At 64.7% G+C, this 21,174-nt stretch carries 21 protein-coding genes; 11 read left to right on the top strand and 10 right to left on the bottom strand.

Features of this window, described 5'->3' with window-relative positions; all coding sequences use genetic code 11:
* Positions 1 to 23: 23 nt before the first annotated feature.
* The gene (locus HB681_RS36380; RefSeq protein ID WP_213959766.1) at positions 24 to 560 is read right to left on the bottom strand and encodes a hypothetical protein; all 537 of its coding nucleotides are present in this window, start codon (positions 558 to 560) and stop codon (positions 24 to 26) included.
* A gap of 166 nt (positions 561 to 726) precedes the next feature.
* Here HB681_RS36380 and HB681_RS36375 point away from each other — a divergent pair, with 166 nt between their 5' ends.
* The 4 genes from HB681_RS36375 to HB681_RS36360 all read left to right on the top strand — a co-directional run bounded on the left by HB681_RS36375 (position 727) and on the right by HB681_RS36360 (position 2,504).
* A complete protein-coding gene (locus tag HB681_RS36375) occupies positions 727 to 1,335 on the top strand; it encodes a hypothetical protein (protein ID WP_213959765.1) in 609 nt (202 codons plus the stop codon).
* A gap of 98 nt (positions 1,336 to 1,433) precedes the next feature.
* Positions 1,434 to 1,724, top strand: a complete 291-nt coding sequence (locus HB681_RS36370; RefSeq protein ID WP_213959764.1) for a hypothetical protein — start codon at positions 1,434 to 1,436, stop codon at positions 1,722 to 1,724.
* A 229-nt stretch (positions 1,725 to 1,953) separates the two neighbouring features.
* Positions 1,954 to 2,280, top strand: coding sequence for an autoinducer binding domain-containing protein (locus HB681_RS36365; protein WP_213959763.1), 327 nt, complete (start codon positions 1,954 to 1,956; stop codon positions 2,278 to 2,280).
* Positions 2,280 to 2,504, top strand: coding sequence for a LuxR C-terminal-related transcriptional regulator (locus tag HB681_RS36360; RefSeq protein ID WP_213959762.1), 225 nt, complete (start codon positions 2,280 to 2,282; stop codon positions 2,502 to 2,504). Before HB681_RS36365 ends, HB681_RS36360 begins: the two co-directional genes overlap by 1 nt.
* Positions 2,505 to 2,981: 477 nt before the next feature.
* Here HB681_RS36360 and HB681_RS36355 read toward each other — a convergent pair whose 3' ends face one another.
* From HB681_RS36355 to HB681_RS36330, 6 genes are all read right to left on the bottom strand, one after another.
* Entirely contained in the window at positions 2,982 to 3,251 is a 270-nt protein-coding gene (locus HB681_RS36355; protein WP_213959761.1) for a hypothetical protein, read from the bottom strand.
* Between the two features lie 43 nt (positions 3,252 to 3,294).
* Positions 3,295 to 3,969 (bottom strand): AAA family ATPase, encoded by a 675-nt coding sequence (locus HB681_RS36350; protein ID WP_213959760.1) that lies wholly within the window; start codon positions 3,967 to 3,969, stop codon positions 3,295 to 3,297.
* An 18-nt stretch (positions 3,970 to 3,987) separates the two neighbouring features.
* Complete coding sequence (locus HB681_RS36345) at positions 3,988 to 4,332, bottom strand: prevent-host-death protein (protein WP_213959759.1); 345 nt, start codon at positions 4,330 to 4,332, stop codon at positions 3,988 to 3,990.
* A gap of 120 nt (positions 4,333 to 4,452) precedes the next feature.
* The gene (locus HB681_RS36340) at positions 4,453 to 6,336 is read right to left on the bottom strand and encodes a phage integrase family protein (protein WP_213959758.1); all 1,884 of its coding nucleotides are present in this window, start codon (positions 6,334 to 6,336) and stop codon (positions 4,453 to 4,455) included.
* A 1,933-nt stretch (positions 6,337 to 8,269) separates the two neighbouring features.
* Positions 8,270 to 9,313, bottom strand: coding sequence for a ParB/RepB/Spo0J family partition protein (locus tag HB681_RS36335; RefSeq protein ID WP_213959757.1), 1,044 nt, complete (start codon positions 9,311 to 9,313; stop codon positions 8,270 to 8,272).
* Positions 9,314 to 9,315: 2 nt separating this feature from the next.
* Positions 9,316 to 10,509, bottom strand: coding sequence for an AAA family ATPase (locus HB681_RS36330; RefSeq protein ID WP_345944812.1), 1,194 nt, complete (start codon positions 10,507 to 10,509; stop codon positions 9,316 to 9,318).
* Between the two features lie 639 nt (positions 10,510 to 11,148).
* Here HB681_RS36330 and HB681_RS36325 point away from each other — a divergent pair.
* Positions 11,149 to 12,546 carry a replication initiation protein gene (locus HB681_RS36325; RefSeq protein ID WP_213959756.1) on the top strand — a complete coding sequence of 466 codons (1,398 nt, stop codon included), beginning with the start codon at positions 11,149 to 11,151 and terminating at the stop codon, positions 12,544 to 12,546.
* A gap of 93 nt (positions 12,547 to 12,639) precedes the next feature.
* Here the strand turns inward: HB681_RS36325 and HB681_RS36320 are convergent, their stop codons facing one another.
* Entirely contained in the window at positions 12,640 to 12,816 is a 177-nt protein-coding gene (locus tag HB681_RS36320; protein ID WP_213959755.1) for a hypothetical protein, read from the bottom strand.
* Positions 12,817 to 13,063: 247 nt separating this feature from the next.
* Positions 13,064 to 13,258, bottom strand: a complete 195-nt coding sequence (locus HB681_RS36315; RefSeq protein ID WP_213959754.1) for a hypothetical protein — start codon at positions 13,256 to 13,258, stop codon at positions 13,064 to 13,066.
* Positions 13,259 to 14,483: 1,225 nt separating this feature from the next.
* Between HB681_RS36315 and HB681_RS36310 the strand changes: the two genes are divergently transcribed.
* Positions 14,484 to 14,768 (top strand): hypothetical protein, encoded by a 285-nt coding sequence (locus HB681_RS36310; RefSeq protein WP_213959753.1) that lies wholly within the window; start codon positions 14,484 to 14,486, stop codon positions 14,766 to 14,768.
* Positions 14,765 to 16,726, top strand: coding sequence for a phage integrase family protein (locus HB681_RS36305; protein ID WP_213959752.1), 1,962 nt, complete (start codon positions 14,765 to 14,767; stop codon positions 16,724 to 16,726). Before HB681_RS36310 ends, HB681_RS36305 begins: the two co-directional genes overlap by 4 nt.
* A gap of 76 nt (positions 16,727 to 16,802) precedes the next feature.
* Here the strand turns inward: HB681_RS36305 and HB681_RS36300 are convergent, their stop codons facing one another.
* Positions 16,803 to 16,985 (bottom strand): hypothetical protein, encoded by a 183-nt coding sequence (locus HB681_RS36300; RefSeq protein WP_213959751.1) that lies wholly within the window; start codon positions 16,983 to 16,985, stop codon positions 16,803 to 16,805.
* Between the two features lie 154 nt (positions 16,986 to 17,139).
* Here HB681_RS36300 and xseA point away from each other — a divergent pair, with 154 nt between their 5' ends.
* The 4 genes from xseA (at position 17,140) to HB681_RS36275 (ending at position 20,561) form a co-directional block, all read left to right on the top strand.
* Entirely contained in the window at positions 17,140 to 18,915 is a 1,776-nt protein-coding gene (gene xseA, locus HB681_RS36295; RefSeq protein ID WP_213959750.1) for an exodeoxyribonuclease VII large subunit, read from the top strand.
* Positions 18,912 to 19,262 (top strand): exodeoxyribonuclease VII small subunit, encoded by a 351-nt coding sequence (gene xseB / locus HB681_RS36290; protein ID WP_213959749.1) that lies wholly within the window; start codon positions 18,912 to 18,914, stop codon positions 19,260 to 19,262. The genes xseA and xseB overlap by 4 nt, the downstream gene beginning before the upstream one ends.
* Positions 19,263 to 19,380: 118 nt before the next feature.
* Positions 19,381 to 19,905: an MFS transporter gene (locus HB681_RS36285; RefSeq protein ID WP_213959748.1), complete on the top strand. Its 525-nt coding sequence runs from the start codon at positions 19,381 to 19,383 to the stop codon at positions 19,903 to 19,905.
* Between the two features lie 293 nt (positions 19,906 to 20,198).
* Positions 20,199 to 20,561, top strand: coding sequence for an SET domain-containing protein (locus HB681_RS36275; RefSeq protein WP_213959747.1), 363 nt, complete (start codon positions 20,199 to 20,201; stop codon positions 20,559 to 20,561).
* Positions 20,562 to 21,174 lie beyond the last annotated feature (613 nt).

The raw sequence follows: 21,174 nt of genomic DNA, 5'->3' as shown, positions 1-21,174 counted from the left end.
TTCGACAAGCGTCGAGACCCGGTTCAGCGCAGTGCCCTGCAGTTGCCGAACTCGCAGCGTATGGCCAGCGCATCGCCATCGGAGCAGGCCACCGTGTAGCTTTCGAACCCCGGGCCCTTGGCGGTCAGGACGCTGCGAGGTTGCATGTTGCACCCCAGGTCACGCGCCACGCGCTCTGCATACAGCCCGGCTGTTCCCTGGGCCGTGACAGGCGCGCGCGCCGGTGCCGGAACTGGCGAGGTGACAGCCGACTCTGTCGGCCCGGAGCGCACGGTCGCCGGTGCCACGGTCGGCGAAAGGCCTCGAGCCGGCGCGACCAATGGCTTGCACTCTACGGTCATCACGTAGTCGACCGGGGAAACGACGTTTGGAGAGCCAACCATGGTGTAGCCAGACGGGCAGAGCTCGGCGGCCTTGGCATAGGCCACGGATGCTGTCATCGCGTCGATGAAATGAACGGGTTGTCCGTTGGGACCGACGCTGTGGCTGCTGGTGATCGCGCAGCCTGCAAGCAGTAGCAACACGCTCGCCGAGACCAAGTGTGTGAAGGGGGATGCCATGCGACGAATGTAGCCGGCCGCGGCCAGGCCGGCAGGCGGTCCGGCCCCCGTTCGCTCGTCCGGCTGCGCGTTGGCGGGACGGGGGCGAGAAAAATGCGATCCCAACTATGCTCCCCTGCCCTTCCGCCCCCGTCCCTTCTTTCCCTGCGCTCCGCGCCCCCCACACTTGCCTTCGACTCTCATCAAAGCCATTCAGCGCATACCACGTGCTCGCCCGGGAACGGGCACGGTCGACTGCATCGTCCAGGAGGCGAGCTTCCGGGAATTGGGGGACTGGCAACGGCTCATTCACGATCCGTACATCGCGCCCGATCCGGCGCGTCTCGACCGGTCATGGCACTGGCCACGCTATCTGACGGCCTCGTATTTGCTGAATGATGTTCATGGCCGATTGACCGAGGCTTTCCAGATCTCGGTCTCGTCTCCGACGGGACGCGCCGTTCCGGTAGGTGTGGCCATGCTGGTCTCCGGCTATCCGCACCCTGGCGAGGAGATGGGCACGTTCGTCTGGTTTCTGAGTTCCACGCCTCCGGCGGCCCTCCAGTCTTTCGGCGTCAAGGATCGCTTCGTGGTGATGCCCCTGCTCCTCGACACGGCTGTCCAGGCGAGTCGCTGGCAAGGATTACACGGACGTGTGGCGCTCCATGCCGATCACCGAGGCACGCCAAGGCAGCAGGACGACCTTGTCAAGGGGTATGTCGCCTGCGGCCTGACGCAGCGGAACTACCTGAAAGGCACCCCACTCTCATTGTTCAGGAAAATGGACAGCAGGTAATTCTCCTACGGCATGGCATCAGCGCACGCCTGCACGCTAAATGGGACCCGCTGCGCTGAGGCGCATTGCTGTATAGTTTTCTGGCACGACTGGACACCATGGGCTCTCTCTTCGCACACCGTGAGTTCCCTGAACTCGAACTGTCTCCGCAGCCTGCAGAGCGGAAGGTTCAGGTGCGTCTGCTCAAGAATGTGCTCTCAGTAATCGGGCGCAGGAATCTTCTTCGCCAGCCCATGCGCTGGTCCGAGGTGCCGCGCTTTGCAGAGACTGCGGCCGTCGTCGAAGCCACGACTGCTCATATGGATGGACTTCCTGCAGAAGCTGACTTCGGATCGTTTGACGAGTTGAAGGCTCGCCGAGACGAAACGAACGTCGTTCGACTGCGCTGATTTTTATCGGTGGTTCGCCTCAGGTGCAGAGGCAATCGCAAGCAGTTGCTTGTCGGTCGGCTTGTCCCAAGCGGGACCATAGGCCGGCGTCGCATAGAAGCTCACCATCTCGTGGCGCACCATGGGGTGCGTCCACCCCTTGCTCAGTAGACTGCGACGCCGCTCCACGCATGACTTGGAACAAGCTGGCCGGGGCGCGGTCGCTCCCACTGCCGATGATGCAAGGTACGTGGCTACCGCTGCCACGTCGTCCTCCCCACGCAGGGGCAGCGCAGCAGGCTACCTGGCGATCGATCCGAGCGTTCGCCACGGCCAGTCCAACCAGTCCCCGATCCTCTGGGACGACGCCCTCTTTGCCTCGGCCGAGACGCTGTGGGCCGAAGCAAAGGATCAGGGTCTGCGACACGGCTGGGCGCAGTCCAGTCTCGACGGGTTCCGGGTGGGCGGCATGCTGACGCTGTCGCGCTCCAGCGAGGTGCTGACGGCCCTTGAACTGCGCGAGAAGGACCGCGAGATGCGCTGGCTGGTGCCGCGCACATCTCGCTGTCGCGCTTGATGAAGCGCAAATACGCGCCGCAGCCCGAAGTCCCGCTGACCCCGCGCGAGATCGAGGTCCTGAAATGGAGCGCCGACGGGAAGACGGCCGGCGAGATCGGCGACATCCTCTCGATCTCGGTGCCGACGGTGAACTTTCACATCAAGAACGTCGTGCACAAGATGAAGGCGGCCAACAAGACGGCGGCCGCGGTCCAGGCGCTGATCTCTGGATTGCTGCACTGAGCGCAGCGGCGGACGTACCAACTGCAACGAACCTGATGACCGACAAACTTCTACGCGCCTTCACCTTCTGGATCCGCACCGAATTGCGCGACGAATGCCGCGAGTATTTCGAGACTCAAGGAACTCGCGCAGGCGCCGGGCTGTAGGCGCGCTGCGGCACTGTTCCGCGATCTCGGCGATGGACCACCGAGGCCATCGTGATCTCCCTATGGCAATCGATCGAATGCACCAAGGCGGCATTCGCCGAAGACTTTCAGCAACCGGAGATCGAGTCCTCCGTGCGCCACAAGTTGTTCGACCGCGAGCCGACGGTGCGGCACTATGCGATCAACGGCGGCGATGCAATGGCGTTGCTGCCCCCGGACCTGGAAGCAGCCAGCGGAAGTAGGAGTGTTCCGCGCAGCGCCGTTCGCCTGAAGAGTGACGGCGTCTACGCGGTCCGCGGAAACGCCGGGCCCGCACACAAGCCGCCGCTCTTCAGGAGGAAGGGGCGTCGTCACCGTCCTGCGGGGCAGCGCCCTCGGGCCAGAAACGCCACCAGGGCCGCGCTGCCGTTGGGGGCTCCGGCGTCAGCTGCTGAAATTGACTCGTTCGTGCGCGACGGCGCTGTTCGGCCTCCAGTGCATGGGCGAGGCCGTTGGCGTCCCTCTCGCCATGGAGCGCGCGCTTGCGCCAAGCGACGGCCAGCGCATGCAATTCGTCGTCGCCCACGGCGGCGAGTTGTTCCAGGGTTGGCAACTGGTTCATAGACATTGCGCCGTGACCGCGGTGTCTTCGGCGTTCGACTGGGTCATGGTACGCCTCCCTTCGCAAGGTGCAATTCGATGCCGGCCTGAACGATCGGGCGGGCCCACGCCGGCGTCGATTCAAGTGCGCGCGCATCATGGGGATCCGGGAACGTCATGGCACCCTTCGCCATCTCCAGCACCAGCAAGGGGTCTGGAATGTCCTCGCCCACCTGCGCCTGTGCGCTGTTGTCAAAGACCTGCAAGGCCGCGAGGTCCGGCATCAGCCTGATCAGATTGAGTCGCGACGCGGTCCAGCGCTCCCTGATCTTGCTTTCCGCGATGGCGTGCCCACCCTGCTTCACCCTCATTTGCACGCGCGAGACATGCAACGCCGGACTTTGCAGTCCGCAAAAGATCACCACGAGATCATGGCTGGCGGCTGCCTGCGCGAGGAGCGCCGGAATCGTGCGCGCCCCCAGCGTGGTTTCGAACGCATGGTTGGAGCCGAGCGCGATGGCCGACTCCAGCAGCACCTTGCCGTGCTGCCACGCCTGGGCGTTGGCCTCCTCCGGGGGCACACCCGATTGCATGAGCTCGCGCGCGAAGCTGTCGGGGTTGTACCAGCTCAGGCCGTGTTCGACCAACATGGCGCCCCCGACGGAACTCTTGCCGGCGCCATTGACGCCCGCCAGCACGAAAATGAACGGGCGCTGCCGCGCCGGCCCCGCACTCGACATGAAGAAAACGCGACGACGTCAGAACGACGCGCCGGCCTGGGGTCGTTGCGTCAGCCTGCCACGCGACGACAGCAGCGCGCCCACCTTGCCATGCGCGTCGGCCTGTTGCAGGATCGACAAACGCGCATCGAATCGCGTCGCGAGTTCGTCCAGCACGGACTTTTCCCGGGCCTTGAGGCTGGTCAAGGCATCCGTGACTTGCCGGTAGGTCTCCGCGTCGAGCAGGACCATCTCGACATTGGCGTGGTTGGTGATCGCGACGCTGCCGGACTGATGCACCTGACGAACGATGTCGCCCCACTTGTTCCTGACCATCGAAGTGTTGTGACGCGGAAGATCGGCGAGGTTGGCGAGAGGGTTCATGGGAGCCTTTGTGTGATTCATGGCATTATGCCAATATTGCCGGGAATACGCTGGTTGACCGCGACATGCTGTTCGGCCCGGTCCGCGGCCGATCCCGTGTCGCTCGCCGACGGCGGACATTCACGTCGGCTCTGTAGCGCCTGCTCGTGCGCGATATGCGGCGGTTGTTGTCGATGACGCATGACCCAGATGGCGTCGGACGAGTTCGACCGGCTGCGCAAGCCGGCCGGGCCGGTCGGTCAACGCATGTGCACCATGCGAATGCCGAAGCCAGTGAGCGCTTGCTTTTCTGATGTTGGCCGCATCTCCGGCATCGCATTGTTTGCTCAGCCGTATTAGGAGGGTCTTGATCGCCTTGGCGAGGCCCGACGAGGACCATCCTCGTGGCGCAGCGCCGGCTCGAGCGAAGCGGACCAGGACCGGGATTGCGAGACAGGCCGGGTCGCGCAGATCCCCGCAGTCAAGATGACGTGACAGGGCCATTTCCAGTTCGGCGACGAGCGCGGCGGGAACTGGCACCTGGCGCCGGCGTGTCCCCTTGCCTTCGACCGCCAAGTGCCACTGCACCGGGAACGCGCCATGCGCTGTCGCTGGCTCGACCCGCTCGAGGTCACCGCAACGTGCCGCGGCGAGTTCGGAAATCCGCAGTCCGGTGGCGTACAGCCAGCGCAAGGCACGCGCCACGGAGGCTCCCGTCGCTCCCTCCACGCCCTCCCTGCCACCCACCCGGTCTGCCGGGTCTGCCCGCCGATCCAGCAAGGCTTCAAGCCGATCCCACTGTGCCACGCTGAGCATGCGATGCGCGCCGAATGCCGCCTCGCGGCGGGGCGCCGGTGCCACGCCGACGAAAGGATTGACGCTCAGGTAGCGATGGCCGACCAGGTAGGCGAACAAGCCCTTGAGCACGGTCAAAGCGTGGCGCCGCGCCGCCGGAGAAAGCGGGCCCTCGAGCGGCCGCCAGCGGGGTGACCAGCGCTGCTGATGACGCGGCCCGCACCACTCGGGCGGCGGATCGGCGAGGAACGCGCCATAGGCCTGGGCATCCTCGAGGGACAGGGAAGATAGGGCCTTGCCGCGCACCAGCACACACCAGAGCAACAGGCGTTCGGCCTCCTTGCGATAGGCGCGGAAGGTGGCGGACACTTTGCCGGACGGGGCCCCCCCTTTGGCCTCCAGCCACGCCGCGATCGCCGCAGGGTCGTTGGCCGCGCGCAGGAGGCAGTGCTCTGGTGACGCGCGGTACTGGCCCAGCCGACCGTCCAGCGCTTCCGGAACCCGCAACTTTTCCAGCGGCAACAGCGCTGTGGCCGGGGCCACGACGCTGCTGCGCAGCGCAGGCGGGACGGTGCCGTGGGGCACGCGCACGTGTGCTTGGAGGCGCAGCGCGGGAATATGGGCATGCGCGTCCAGCCAGGCCACCACGCGGGCGGCCTTGTTCAGACCGACGCCCGGAACCCGACGCCACCAGCGCGCGCCCTCCAGGTGGATGTGCGCGACCAGGGCGCCCAGCGTGCGGAGATCGCAGCGGTGCAAGCGGCTGGCCACGGCGGGATTGAGCCAAGCTTTGACGTCGTCGCCCGGGCGCGGGTCCGGGGCCATGTGCGACTCCAGCCACCGCAAGGCATCGAGTTGCTGCGCGATGACGCGGGACCGCTGTGTCAGGCAGCCGCGGCGCGCGCGCTCGGATCCTCCTGTCAGAGCATCCGGATAGGCCTCCGCATAGGCTTCGGCCTGTTCAGCCTCCGAAAAGTCCTCGAGACCGCGCTCGGCCGCGAACGACTCGAGAGTCGGAAAGCTTTTCGCCGCCGCGCTGAAGCGCTCTGGGTCCAGGCGCACCAGCCGAGCCATCCCGGGGCGCGCCTCGCGTCGCGCGGCAGCCGCGAAGGCGTCGCGGATCTCGGCGATCGTGTGGCGGATCGTGCGCAGGTCAGCGGTCGCGCCGTCGCCTCGGAGGTAGCGGTTCCAGCTTTCTCGTTCATCAAGCCCCTGCAGCAGCGCTCGCATGAACGCGAAATGCCCGCGGTGCAGGGGGGGCGGCTGGCGATCGACAGGCTTATTCAACGCCCGCCACGTCCCACGGTCACCCGATCCGGCACCTGGGTGCAGCACCTCGCGCCGCTTGCTCTCCCGCCCTGCCCCGCGCCGAAGGTACCGGGCGGCAGTTGGGGTTGCGCACGGCAAAAGGCCCGCTGGTGCCGGTTGGCCAGGACCGCAGACGCCACGCCAGCGCAGGGCAGCGCGAGGGCGGAGGGTTCGGCGGGAAGGTCACCCCGGCTCAACATGGCATCAGCGGAACCTGAAGAAGGAGAAGAAGTGGGAAGAGAGCGCCGGGAGAGGCGAACCTCATCGCGCCAGAGTTTCTTGGGAAGTCATCATATCCTTCTACTTATCATCCGTATCATTTTTAGGCCGTCATTTCTTGTTTTGAACTGTCACTGAAATAATTTCTTTTGAAATCAAGGACTTACCAGTGCTTCGGGAGAATGATGACGAGCTGGCCACAAGTGAAGACTCCACATGAACTCATTGGCCTAAGTAACGGTTCAGGGATGGACGGCGTCACCGGAGTCGTTGCGGAGCCATCCGCCCGCACTTGGCAGGATGCCTGATTCGTTGCTGAACTTGCTGCCTGATGGCGTCTGACCGAGCCGGAATCGACTATGGCCGCCTCGGGAATCTGCGCTCACTGTGGGCAAACGGATCCTGCTGCCCTGTCAACGGGCGATCGCGCCGACCTGTCTGGCGACTCGGCCTTCATCCAGGCATCCTGCGAAACGGAGAACGGGTGAGGTCCCCGGCCCCTAAACCGAGCCGGCGCAGTCACGCCAGGAGAATCCAAGTTCGTGCCCTATAAGCGTCCCGGGATGCATGGCGCGGCCCCCTCGATGAAAGGTCGGGCGACACGGCGGCACCTTCGCGACCGGCGCGCATGGCCGTCGGAATCAGGCAAGGCACGCGCGCGACGGCAAATCGGGGGGCGCGTGGTCGCGGTCGTTCATGCGTGTTGCATGCACCTCGCGCAAGAAATGCAGGGGTGGTTCGGAACCATCCCCTTCGCGAACCCCGTTCTAAGGGCGTGGCTGGTCCCCGCGCACTACGTTTCGAAAGGGAATTCGTTAATGCCGCGTCTGCGCGCTGTTTCATGGAAGCGACACCTCAAGAACACGCCAAAGCCATCGCAGCGCGGTCCGGCGGATGCGGCTCGGGTGACATCCTTCCCGGCTGGAAATAGTGGGGGTGGTTCTGGAACCACCCCCGTGACTATGCTGCGACAGCGAACAAAACACTTCGCACGCGATGCTTGGCGACTTCTGAACGAACACTGTAAGCCGGGCGCGTCGCGTCAATGGATCCGCGAGGCAGCGCCGTCAATCGAGCGAGCGCGGCGCGGCCAGGCTGGCGGGGGAATCCCGAGCGTACTGCGTCGAACAAAGGGAGAGGCCACGCCAGACATTGGCTTCGATTCGCGGCAAGACGGCTCCCAGGCCGCTCGCAGCCGACATTTTTGCGGTTGACCCCCCTCGATGGATCTGACAGAGGAGGGTGGTTCCGGAACCACCCCCATCGGAGCAAACATAGCAACACTCGAGACGGCTTGCCCGCTGAGCCGGGGCCCGACGAAGCTACGGACCCCATGCCGAAGGTCCCCGAGCCCAGCCCGAATCTCACACTGGGTGAGCGTGTGCAGCGGACCGCGGTATCGAGAGAGGGGCATGCGACCAGATAACAGCAGGTCGATTCCCCGCAAGAATGGGGTTCCAGAACCACATGCGCTCGACACCGGGCTGATCGACGCTCGCCACCCGCGGCCCGTCCCGCCCAGGAGCGCGATCGCGCACGCTTGGAGGCGGCCTGACGCTGGCCGTCCACCTCGCCCCAAACAAAAAAAAAGGGGGTGGTTCCGGAACCACCCCCCTACTTCTGACCTCGCCGAAGCCTAAAGGCTCTTGACGAAATCTTCCGCCATCTGTCTCAGCGCCGACTGCTGGACGGCCGAGAGCGGCCTGTGCACATGCAGCGCCGCGCGCCCGACGGCGTCAAACCGCAAAGTGGCGGCCTTCTTCCCGTTCGCCATCAACGTCTGCGGCTCGATGATGGCGGCATCCGATGCATTCGGTGGTGTTACCAGATAGGCCAACACTGCCTTGGGGCCCCGCGGTCCCCGGTGCGCCTCCATCTCCGCAGCGCGCCTGACGAGGCCCGGCTGATCTTCTTCGAGCGCCTTGTTCAGCAGGGGCGCCCAGCGCAACTGGATGTCCAGCGGCGTCGCAAACGCAGCCACGACATCGTCAGGAAGCTTGGCCAACGCGAGCGACTTGCCCAGGTTGCTGGGATCGATGCCGAGCGCCGTGGCGAGCTGGCGGTTCGAGCTGAATAGTCCCTGGTCCAAAGCCTTCAGGTACATGACACCCTGCTCCCACGGAGACAGTTCGGCACGTTCGCGGTTCTCGCGATCCATCTCGACAAAGAGGGTCCGATCGTCGAGGTTGTCGACCACCGCCAGCACCGGCAGACCCAGCTGGCGGCAGGCTTCATGGCGACGATGGCCGAACACGATCTCGTAGGCCGCCTCTTCCCCGCCCTTGCCTGGCCGGACCTTGATCGGCTGGACGTTGCCGCCGGCCTCCATGATTTCCCGCTTCAGGCGCTCGAAATCATCCCCCAGATAGCTGGACGCATGCCGGTTGGCAAAGCGGCTGCGCCCAACCTGAGCCGGGTCCAGCGACCGCACGGGCTTAGCGCCGTCCCACCCGCGCAAGTCGCTCACCGCTTCGGCCAGCTCTGCCTCCAGCTCGGTGGTCCGCGCGGCACGTCCGCGCAATTCCTCGTTCTCGCGCAGCAGTTCGGACCGGGCGTCGTTGGCGTGCGCCATCATTGCGCCAGGCGCAGTCTTGGGTCCCTTGGGCTCGCTGGGCACGGCACCCGCCGGCGCGAGCAGCGACGCGAAATCGATCTTGGATGCTTTGTCTCTGAGGCCCATGGTCACGCTCCTGCAAGGCTATGGCGATCGTCAAGCTGGCGCGCCCAGACCGCCTCGATCTGCTGCTCCACCAGCTCGCACATCCGGTCATAGGCATCCCGGGCGCGCGCGAAAGTCTTGGAGTTGACCGATCCGCGCGGCAGGTCGTACACGGTGCCGAACTCGGCGCTCGCGGTCGCCGCGACGGCTGTCTTGGGAATCTCTATCGGCAGGACCTTGTCGCCGTAGCCCTCGAGCACCCATTGCCGCACCACCGAGCTGGCGGCGTCGGAGGCCTCGACGCGCGAGAGAAGCACGTCGATGAATTCAAAGCTCTTGTTCTTGCCACGGCTGCGGATCAACCCGTTGCACAGGTCAGAGAAGAGGTCCCAGAACTGGGCCGAACTTGCAAAATCGAGCGCCGAAGGAGGCAGGGGCATGATGACCCCGTCCGCAGCCATCAGGGCGTTGATGGTCACATAGGACAGCGAGGGCGGCGTGTCGACCACGATGACGTCGTATTCTTCGCGCGTCGCATCCAGGCCCCGGTCCAGTACCCGCCAGAACTCGAAGCCGGCGTCCTTGGACTGGCGCGCCGGCAGGATGAATTCGGCGTTGTACAAAAGCGGCGCGGCGCAGACGAGGTCGATGTTGGGCCAGTAGGTGTTGCGGATCGCGTATTGCAGGCTCTCTTCATCCCCGCTGAAGAGAGGCATGGCCGTGTGCTCGACGTCGACTTCCGCGTCGGGCAACACTCCGAACAGCGTGGTAGCGGAACCCTGCGGGTCTAGGTCCACCAGCAACACGCGGTGCCCGCGCATCGACAGGCCCTGTGCCAGGGTCACCGCGGACGTCGTCTTGGCGACGCCACCCTTGAAATTCGCGACGGTGATCGTGATCCCGGCCGCTCCCTTGGGGCGGCGGTGAGCCGAGCGAAAGTCTTGGCTCCAGAGCTGCGCCTCGGCCATGCTCCACTCGCGACGATTGCCATGGATCGAGCCAGCGGGCAGGTCGCCCCGTGTCAGGCGATAGGCGATCTTCGCCTTGTCCACGCCGCACAGTTCGGCTAGCTGGGCTGCGGTCAGGTTGGGCGCGATCTTGGCCGCCGTGGGGGCCAACATCGCCGTTCGGATGTGCTCCATCATGCCGGCAATCTTCTGGGCTTGGATCTCGATGTCCTCGAGCGTCTGTCGACGGATGGTTTGCTTGATATCCACGCAAGGTGCTTTCGAAGTTTCAGGGTTATGCGATTATGCACAGCACCTACTGAAAATCGAAGAACATGCGCTCCAGCCCACCTGCCAAGCGGCTGTCTTACCCCTTCTCCCGTATTCCGGTTTGTACTGGAACTTGCCCTGATTCAGATAAAACTTATTGAATTCAAGAAGTTAGATCGGCTGTTACATTTAATTTTTCTTTATAAATCAACAGCTTACAGCTGATCATTCGCGCAAAGCGTCCGTGATCTAACCGGAACCGTCTGCAGATTACCCGCATCTGTCCGCACTTTTCCAGGAAAGTGTCCGTGCATTCTCAGGCACCATGCAAGTTATCAACAGGTGCTCCCAAGTGCTTGTCAGATCACGCATCGCGCGGCTGGAGCCCATTTGTCCGCGGTTTACTCAGGTCGTCCGGCTGCCCTGCAGACTTGGGTTGACGGGTCGGCCAGCGCTGGTGTCCGCGTTTTACTCGGGCTCCGAAGTCCGGGAAAGAGCGCCGAATGGACGAAGTGTCGGCGATTTAACCGGCTGTCTAGGCCCGCCAAGCGCGCAAGTGTCCGCGGATTACTCGGGGCGCCCCCGGGATCACGATGCATGAGATTTGCGTCCAAAGTTGCTTGGACATATCATCGAGGCATGAGTTCGACCGTTTCCCTGCCATCGAATCCGTCTGCCAAGGGGCAGGGCGGGGCAGACCCGCTGGAACTGCGCAAGCCGCACGAGATGGTGGTGATGGTGCCGCGTTCGGCGCGGGTGACACTCACTGCGCGGCGAATCTATACCGTGCTGCTGCAGGTCTCGCAGGCCCGTCTGGGCTCCATGGAAACCATGCCGCTGGCGGACTTCCTGTTCGAGGCCCCGCTGGCCACGATCCTTCGGACCACGGGGTCGGACGCGTCCGATCGCACCGCTGCCAAGCGCTATCTCGGCGAGATGCGAAGTCTGGAGGTCGACTGGGAGTCGACCGCGCCGGGCGACGGGGTCAAGTGGCGCGGGTTCTCGATGTTGTCGGAAGTCGCCCTCGAGGTGCGCCGCGGCGAGACCTGGGTCAGCTGGTCGTTTCCGCCCTCCATCATGTCGGCTCTGCGCGAGCCGTCGCGCTGGGCCCGCATCGATCTCGACGTGCTGGCCAGGCTGGGCACTTATGCATCGGTGGCGCTCTACGAGATTTGCGCCCGGTACCGCGACAATCCCGGCGGCGTCACCAGCCGAAAGCCGGTGGGGTGGTGGACGGATGCGTTGAGCAACATGCCGGGTGGCGACCGCCGGGAGTGGCGCAAGTTCAAGAACGAACGCATCAAGGAGGCGGTCGACGAGATCAACCAGGAAACCGACCTGGAGATCGAGCTGATCGAGCACCGGCAGGGGCGCACGGTCCACGAGGTGCAGTTCGCGGTGCGCCGGCGCAGCAAGGTTGCGGCCGTGCGCACCGGCACCCAGTCACCGGTCGACGCCAACTTGGTGCTGCGCGCGGAGACGCTCGGGATTCGGGAAATCAAGCTGGATGGCCTGATCAAGGAATTCGGCGATGCGTTGGTGCGCGAAAAGGTCGAGGCCTTGGAGAAGAGGGCCGCCAACAGCAGCCTGCGGGTCATCGACAACGCCTATTCCTATCTGCGATCGCTGCTGCGCAACGACGTGGCCCCCGTTGCCGTGGCGCCAACGGTGGGTGAGGTGCTAGCGACCCCTATCGCAGTCGCCGCGCCCCCGCCATCGCCATCGCCATCGCCATCGCCATCGCCATCGCCTCCCCCGGTGGACCCGGTGGGCGAACGCATCCGCGCGATGAAGCGGGAAATCGAAGGTTTGAGCGCTGCGCAGCGTCAGGTCTGGGTTGAACGAGCCTTGCAGCAGCTGGCGAGCAAGGGGTTGCTGTCCGGCGTGATCAGCCGGCGCGCGACGCAAGGGGACGTTATGCATGGCTTGCTCGGGTCGGTCATCGTCCAGACGTACGCCTCGGCCACCTACGGTCCGCGTTGGAATGAGGGGGCCTCGGACGAGCCCACGCAGGGGCTGCTGCTGCAGCCGGCCTGACGCGCACCACGGCGCCGCGGGCGGCGCCAAACCTTCCTGGGAGGCGTGCGCGGTGCAGCGTGGCCACCGGATGCCTCGGCAGGAAAGCTACCCTCAGATCCGGATCGCCAATATCGCCACGACGAGAGACACGACGAAGATCAAGCCGGCGACATTCCGACGCCACGTTCTCGCAGAGAGTTCGCTTCGAATTCGCCGTTCCAGTTTCAGCGACTGCTTCACGCTGGGACGGCCCGGGAAGTCGTCGCCGCCGTCAGCGCCGCGGGCCATCACTGCTCCTCGCGGAGATAGGAACGCACGAGGAGTCTTGCGGCCGATGCGTGCCATGTTGCGCCAACTGGCGCGTTCCGTGTGGGTCGCTGCGGGACCATGGTGCGGATGACGAACATGAGGCCGCTGACGATGCCGAAGTTGTTCTTTCGCTCGGTTGCAGCCGGGAATCGGTGAGCCAGTCATCGAGCCTGGAGCGGGGGGAGGCCAGGCAGGAGGGAAAGTTGCGACGCATGGTCGAACGCCTTCAGCGCAACACCATCGAAATCAGCGACAGTACGAGGGCGAACATCAGCGACACCACGAGGGTTGCCTTCGGCCAGACCATCTTCTCTGCACTGCGCGACTGCTCAAGCGCTTGGAAGCCGGTCGACGACAGGGGGGCGGCTTTGGTCGGACGTTCGTGCCACCACGGGTGGTCATCGGGCGAATGTTTCTTCATGTAAATGATTATGGCCGCCGGTAATACGTAAGTTCTACCGCAGGGAGGGTGGGCGCGAGTTCCGTGACTTTTTCCCGGGACATGGCTGTGGAGCGTGGAGGGCTTGGCCGAAAGGGTGGCGATGGTGCGGCCAGCAGCCTGCTGCGCACGATCGACCCGGGATTGGAAGGAGGTCGCCTCACGATCCTCAACGTGCCGCGATGACACTGCGTTTGCCTTCGTTGGCCAACGATCGAAGCCGAGATGCTCGATGCCGTCGCTGAAGATTGCACGTCGCCGCCCTGCGCCGCGCGACGATTTCGCCCGGACTTTTCACCGGTAAGCCGAGTGGCCGTTGATCGAAGCGGCTGACGCAGGCCGGCGTCAACTACCTTCTATGACCCGGCAGCAACGCTGTGGAAGTGAAACCCTGACGAACGAAAAATCTTATTCAAGCGCAGTAGGCAATTGCAAAACGGTCTGCCAAAGAGGAAGCCGCTTGTCGTTCGAGCGTCGCGCCGGGCCTGAGGAGCGTAGAGGCCATGAGCGTCATGTCCACCAAGTCGCACCCCTGACCATGCAGACGCTCGCGCTCTATCAAGTCAATGAACTCCCCAGGGGTCGCCTGATTGGCTCTTCGCATTTGTCCCAAGTCGCCGATCGTCGGCACCCTCGGCTCGGGGGGCGTTCCGCAAGCAATCTCACCAATCACCATCGGATGGACGAGCACTCGGTCGGCTTCGATCCAGCGCCCATAGCTGGGACCAAAGGGACCCCGTGTCTCATCCAGCCTCGCATCTCGAATAAATTGATGATAAATATTCTTATCATCAACTAAATGGACGCTTCGTGGACTGGTGATGTCCGGCCCGGTTGAAGCGTCGCATGAAGAGGCACGCGCAAGTGCTCGCCAGCATGCTGTTTGGAAAGGACGTGGAATTCGGCACGCAGGAACCGTCCGTGGTCCGCCATGAGTCAGTGCCGGCCAGGCAACGCAACGGGAAAAGTGCCAGGCCCGATTTGGGAGCGCATTGAGCAGGGCAGTGGGGAACCTGAGACCAAGTGGAGAAAGAAGCGCTATGTACGCGGTAGGCATTCAAAGGCCGGGATTCTGGGGCGGTGCGGGCGGCGAGGGCGTCCACCCGCGCTTTGCGCTTCAAAATGGCGCTCCCACGCGACCTCCTTCTGAAACTGACATCTTTTGAAACGACCGTCTGCGATCTACTCGGGTAGCGATCAACCGCTGATGGACCTTCCGACCTCCGATAGTGTTCTGGAACTCGACGACCAGCAGCTCGCCGGCTTGGCCGCGAACTGGCGCGCGCGGGCGGGCTATGGGGACCGCGCCGCGTTCGGCGCCGCGCAGGTGCTGGAGGTCGAGCGGCGGCGCCGGCTGCGGGCCACACAACCGCTGGCCACGCAACTTCAGGGACTGCTCGCGCCGCCGCGCCCGAAGGCAGCGTGGTGGAAATTCTGGTCGAAGGCACCCGAGCGCCAGTTCGACAACCCCGACAACGTCGCGTCGCAATGAAAAAGAACGAAGCGCCTCGCAAACTCCACAGCGGGCACTTTGCGTTCATGCGCGCACTCGTCCAGGGCCTGGACGAAAAGTCGAGCTGGAACCGGTATTTGCATCTGGAAGGCGAGTACACGGACCTGCGCACGGTGCGGCGCACGATCGCCTGGATCCGTGACCAGTTCGCCGCGGCCGCGCGGCGCGAGAACAAGCCCGGCACCGCGCGGCTGATCCTCATGGACGCCGAGCGCTTTGCGGCGGCGCCGGCGCTGCCGACCCTGGCCGAGTTCGCCGCGGCCAACGGGCTGGAGGACTTTTCGGAAGAGGAGCAGCTCGAGGCCTATCAGGACGCGTATCCCCAGAAAGAAAAGGGTGGAGGGCAGGGCGGCGGACAGGGCGGCGGAAAGTACGGCGGGAGTAGGGGGGCGGGGCGGCCCTCTCGCCGTGCGCGCCTCGTCGAGCACCAGCTCGAAGCGCTGCGCTGGCTGCAGGGGCTCGTGGCCCAGGATCCGAAGCCCGGGGACAGCGTCGCGGCATGGCTCAACCCTTCCATGGCCACGCGGCTCGAGCGTGCCGGCCTCACCACCCTGGCGGCCCTGGTCGGGCGTATCAACGGCGTCGGCGCACGCTGGTGGGCCATGGTGCCAGGGGTGGGGGAGGGCAAGGCGGCCCGCATCGTCGAGTGGCTGCAGGCGAACGAAGCCCTCCTGGGCCTGCGTGTCGGTGTCCATGTCGCGCAGCCGCGCATGCAGCTCGCCAGCGCCACCCTCGAGGCCGTGGTGCCGGCGGCGACGGCGATCCGGCCCTACGAGAAGTTCGTGCTGCCGGGCGGACTCGACGGAAGAGCGGGGCGGTTTCGCGCGCCGCCGGAGAAGTGTTTGTTGACGGCGGGCAATGACCACGAGGCGATCGGGGCGTGGCTGGCCTCGAAGCAGCCCGCCAGCGGCAAGGCGGCGTTGTCGGCGACGCAGCGCGCCTACCGCAAGGAAGCGGAGCGGCTGTTGTTGTGGGCGGTGCTGGAGCGGAAAAAGGCGCTGTCATCGCTGGCGCTCGAGGATGCAGCTGCGTATCGGGACTTTTTGGCCGATCCACCCGTGGCCTGGTGCGCGCCGCGCCACCACCAGCGCTGGTCACCGCTGTGGCGCCCGCTCGAAGGTCCGTTGAACCCGATGACCCTCCGGCAGTCGCTGATCGTCGTGCGCACCCTGTTTGCCTTTTTGGTGCGCCAGGGTTATCTGGTGGGCAATCCGTTTGCGGCAGTGGCCATCCCGGTTCACCATCCCCCGCGGCCGTTGGGTTCGAGCCGGGCCTTGACCTTCGCGCAGTGGGACCATATCGATGCGTTGCTCGAGAGACATGGCGAGACGGAAGCCGACAGGCGCCTGCGCCGGGGCATGCGCTGGCTCTATGCGACGGGGCTGCGCCTGGCCGAGATCACGAGCGTGCGGTGCGAAGACCTGACGCAGGTCGATTACCGGGCTGCCGATGGGAGCACTGCTTCGCACTGGCTGCTGGCCGTGATCGGCAAGGGCAACCGCAGCCGCGAGGTGCCGGTGCCGGCCGAGTTCGTCGAGGAACTCGGTGATGAGTTGGCCCGGCATGGATTCGAGCGCCAGGTCAGTGCGGTGAGCAACCGCGGCATCCATGTGATGAGTCGCTTCGATGACGAACGTAAACGGCCGGCGGCGTGGTCGGCCTCGGGGCTGTACCAGGCGATCAAGGCATTTCTTGCACAGGCCGCCGAGGGGCTCGATGGCGCCGATGCGCTGCAGCTGAAAAAGGCCAGCACCCACTGGTTGCGCCATTCGCACGGGTCGCATGCGCTGCAGGGCAGGGAAGGGCAGGCGCCCGTGCCGCTGCAGATCGTGCAGAACAACCTGGGCCATGTGTCCGTCGGGACGACCTCCCTCTATTTGACGACGGAGCGCGATGAGAGACTCAAGGCGATGCGGGGGTTCTGGAAATCGAGATGATCAGACGCGCGTCGCCTCGTTCGTCATTGCGGTTCGCGCCGCCAGCCTTGGATCCGGCCAAAGGCATCGCTTCGTATCAGTCGTGGTCGTCCGGATGCGGCGAGTTCTGGGCCTCCTCGGAACTGACAGTGCCTTCTTCGACGTGCACATCCGCGACGCGAGCCTGTGCCTCGTTCCTGGCCTGCTCGAGCAGCGCCTCCTCTTCCTCTTTGGTGGGGACGGGAGCAGAAGGTGCTGGGGGTGTCGTAGGATCGTTCATGACTTGCTCCTTGGATGGAAGCAGCTTAGGCCGCCCATGCAGACCGGCCATGTAGGAACGCGCCGCGCAGTCTGCTCCGGCAAGTCGGTAGCCGGACTGCGTGGCGTCGCTCGGCTCCCGATGCTTGGCGCCATTGCTCTTTGAGAATGGCTGAATGACCCGCCAATACCTCGACGTCCCCTACAAATCGAAGGATGCCGCCAAGGCATTGGGCGCGCGTTTCGACGGCGCGGCCAAGCGCTGGTACGTGGAAGCCGGCGTCGACTTGGTGGCCTTCACGGCGTGGCTGCCAGCCGGCATGGCGCCCGCTGTAAGCGCCGCATCGCAGGTTGCGCTCGCCGCTGCGTCGTCCGAACTGAGCACCACCCGCAAGGGCATCCCGCTGTCACGGCTCCTGAACGGGGTCGCGGCAGCCGTGGCCCAGGCGTTCGCGGGCGGTGTCTGGACCCTGGTCGAGGTCAGCGAGGCATACGCCCGCAATGGCCACGTCTATCTGGATCTGTCCGAGCGCGACAGCAACGGCCAGTTGGTGGCCAAGGCCAGGGGAACCATCTGGTCCAGTACCGCGGCGCGCATCCTTCCCGATTTCGAGAAAGCCACAGGCGCGGTGATCGGCGCCGGCATCAAGTTGTTGGTGCGCGCCAGGCCGGTATTCAAGAGTCAGTACGGCTTCAGCCTCGAGATCGATGCGATTGATCCGGAGTACACCCTGGGCGATCTCGAGGCGAGGAAAAAGGAGATCCGGGCACGCTTGCAGCACGAGGGTGTGTTCGACCGCAATCGCCAGCTTGCGCCGCCGTGGGACTATCAACTCGTCCTGGTCGTGGCACCGCAGGAGGCGGCGGGTCTTGGCGACTTTCAAAAGGAGGCGCGGCGTCTGGAGCACTTCGGCATCTGCCGCTTCATCTATTCCCACAGCCGATTTCAAGGCGAAGGCGCTGCCCGCGAAATTGTCGCGGCCGCCACGGCCGCGCTCAACGACCTATCACTCGGCGAGGGCGACTCGGGCGATGGAGGAGGACACCGGGACGCACCCACACAGCCGGACGCCATTGTCATCATCCGCGGCGGCGGTGCCGTCAATGACCTGGCCTGGCTGAACGACTACGAGTTGGCCCGCTTCATCTGCGACCAGACCATCCCAGTGCTGACCGGCATCGGCCACGAGCGGGACAGCACGCTTGCCGATGAAGTGGCCCATGTCCGCTTTGATACGCCCAGCAAGGTGATCGCAGGCATTGAGCAGCAGATCCTGCGCAGGAGCCGGGAAGCCCGGCAGGCGTGGGAGGCGATTCTTGGCGCTGGCGCGCAGGCAGCCCGAACCGCGCGCCTGGCCGTTGAGCGCAGGGAAGCACAGATGCGTGCGGATGCCCGGACTCACCTGGCCCGTGCGAAAGAGGACAGCACGGGCGCGCTGAACCAGGTTTCGGTCGCTGCCGTTCGTCAAGTGCACCACGCCTCCCGCACAAGCCTGGCGATGCTGACTGCTGTGAGAGCCGATGCCATGCAGGAGATCGCCACGGCGCGGCAGAAGGTGCCAGCCATGATGACCTCGATCCGCGTCGACGCGCTGTCTAGCGTCGGCGAGGGCAGGGCGGCAAGCAACGTGGCCTACAACGCCGTCATCGACCGTTCGGTCGCTGCCACCCGATCCGCTCGCCAGTCCTTGGATATTCGCCTGCAGCACGTGGCCGAACGTGCTGCAGGCACCGTTCAGCAAGCGCGCGGCAATGCGCAGGCGCTGATGCGTGAAGTCACCGGCCAAGGCCCCGAAAAGACGCTGACGCGCGGTTTTGCCATCGTGCGCAACGGCGAGGGCAAGCCAGTGACCTCCAGCGGGGAAGCCAGCGCTTCGCCAATGCTCAACATCCAGTTCAGGGACGGTTCGACCGTTGTTCGCACCGACCCCATTCCGGGAAAGACACCATGACCGACAACGTGACAAAGAAGAGTTTCAGGGACGCCTATGGCGTGCTGCAGCAGCACGCCGAGACACTGCGAGACCAGTCCGAACCGAACATCGATGATCTGTTGACGATCGTCACGGAATCGGTGGAGGCGTACAAGGTGTGCAAGGAGCGCATCGACGCGGTCGAAGCAGCGCTCAAGGCCGCGCTGGACGGCGCAGGGGTGGCAGTGTCTACTACAGCAGCCGGATCGTCTTCGGAAAGAACAACCGAGCCGCCGGCGTCGAGTGCGCCGTCCGCGACGCGCGCCACACGTTCGGCATTGCCATCTGCTGCACCGGACCCAGATGACGACGACATCCCGTTCTAGCGGGGCGAAGGCATGCCGTGTCGCAGGGGCCCGATGCTCGCGCATCGGCTCTCACATGAAAGCGAAACGAAGGCCTCTTGATCGCTTCGGCCTCGCAAAATAACCGCGGTAGTTGACGATGTCCTCTTCATCCCAGTCGCTCTGGTCTCCGTTGCGCCTGCCGCACTTCCGTGGACTCTGGGCCGGCAGCGCGATCTATTTCACGGGCAACGCCATGCAGGTGATGGCCGCTTCGTGGTTGATGGTGGAACTGACGGGTTCCTCCTTTCTGGCGGCCCTGGTGCAGACGGCTGTGTTCTTTCCGATGTTCCTGCTGGCCCTGCCGGCGGGTGTGCTGGCCGACACCATGGACCGGAGGCGACTGATTCTTGTCGCGCTGCGCGTCCAGGTCGGCGTCCTCGTGATCCTGTCGCTGCTGGCAGTGCTGGGGTGGGCGGGAGCGGCAACGCTCTTGGTGTTCACGTTTGCCGCAGGCTGTTGCACCGCGCTGTTGTCGCCGGCCTGGAGCACGAGCCTGGCGGACACGGTGCCGCGCGAGGAAATGCCGCAGGCCTGTTGGTCCAGAAAGACCCAGAAGTTGCTCATTCCGAGGGTCGACAAATCCTTCACGATACCGACCAGCACGCACTCGGATTTCTCCTGAACCAGCGCGGGGGCCGTATGGCGGTGGTCCAGGATGTAGAAGGCTTTCCGGGGTCCTTCAATGGCAGGAAACAGTTGCTGACTCATGGCTACGCGCCGTTCCTTGGCGGCCAGCTTGGCCCATGATTTGCGCTTCCTGGCAACCTCCCTGAAGCCGACCGTCATTTGGGTCGGATGAAGAAACTTCAGTTCAACCTCCTTCAGTTTCGCGCCAATGCGGTACATAGCAAGCTCCCCAAGGAATCGAAAGGGCATGATCATGCAAGACCCACAGCAGCAAAGTAGGAGATGACCGTGATTGCGTTGGTCGACCAGCTATTCGGGCAGTCGATCGGCGACACGATCGACGGAAGCCCCGGGGGCAACGCAACGCGGCACATCAATCATTCCTGCACGCCGAATTGCGAGGCTGTCGAGGAGATCGATGGCAGAGGGCGTTTGACGCTGAGGATCTTTTCGCTGAGGCCGCTGCTCGCAGGCGAGGAAATATTCCTGGACTATGGCCTCATCGTCGACGCGGCCGTCAGCGCTTCCGATTTTCAGTGCTTTTGTCGCACGTCCTCGTGCCGCGGAAGCATGGTGGCGCCAGCCGCGCGTCCGGGTGACGCCCTTGTGTCTGCGGAGCCGGCACGCGCGCATGGCGAACGCAGCGCCTGACCGGCAAGCCCATTCGGCAGCAGCAGACGAGGAACGCGAGCGCGCCGCGGGCGTGCCTCCCTCCAACCGTCTATGACGCAGCGCCGAATCTCAGTGAAGTTGGGATGAATGTCGTTTCGCAACCGTGTCGAAGAGCGGAGCGCAGCGTTGCGCCCGGCGCACGGCGTCCCGCGCAACCAGGTAGGCCTGCGTCTGGCGGTCTGACATGCCGGCAGACAGACTGCGCCGACTCGTAGCATTGCGGGCGACAGGACCACTTCCCTCAGAGGGAGTGACAGGATGGGCATTCACGATCAAGCTCCTTTCTTTGGTGGGTGAAGCTGCTTTCAGCAGGATCGAAATGTAGTTTCGGTGCGCGTAATTTTCAAGGGTTGTCGAAGAGACATCAAAGGGCGCTGCGGTCGGCTGCAGCATCACCTGGAAGGCTGCGCCTGAGAGAGGGGCGGTGCGCCACGCCTGGAGTCGGACGGAAGGGTTGTGGCTGCACGACCAGGGTGCAGGTAGCAAAGGTATCGCGCGCGAATTGGCGCGGGGCTCGTCCTAAGATCGGGTTTGGTTCAACACCCCGCGCAGGAAAAGGCCGAGCACAACCTGTAGGCGCTCCATGCCAGAG

The sequence above is a fragment of the Variovorax sp. dw_954 genome (assembly GCF_018449755.1).
Lineage (GTDB): Bacteria > Pseudomonadota > Gammaproteobacteria > Burkholderiales > Burkholderiaceae_C > Variovorax.
Note: the sequence above shows the minus strand (reverse complement) of the source record. Positions and strands in the feature narration are given on the sequence as shown.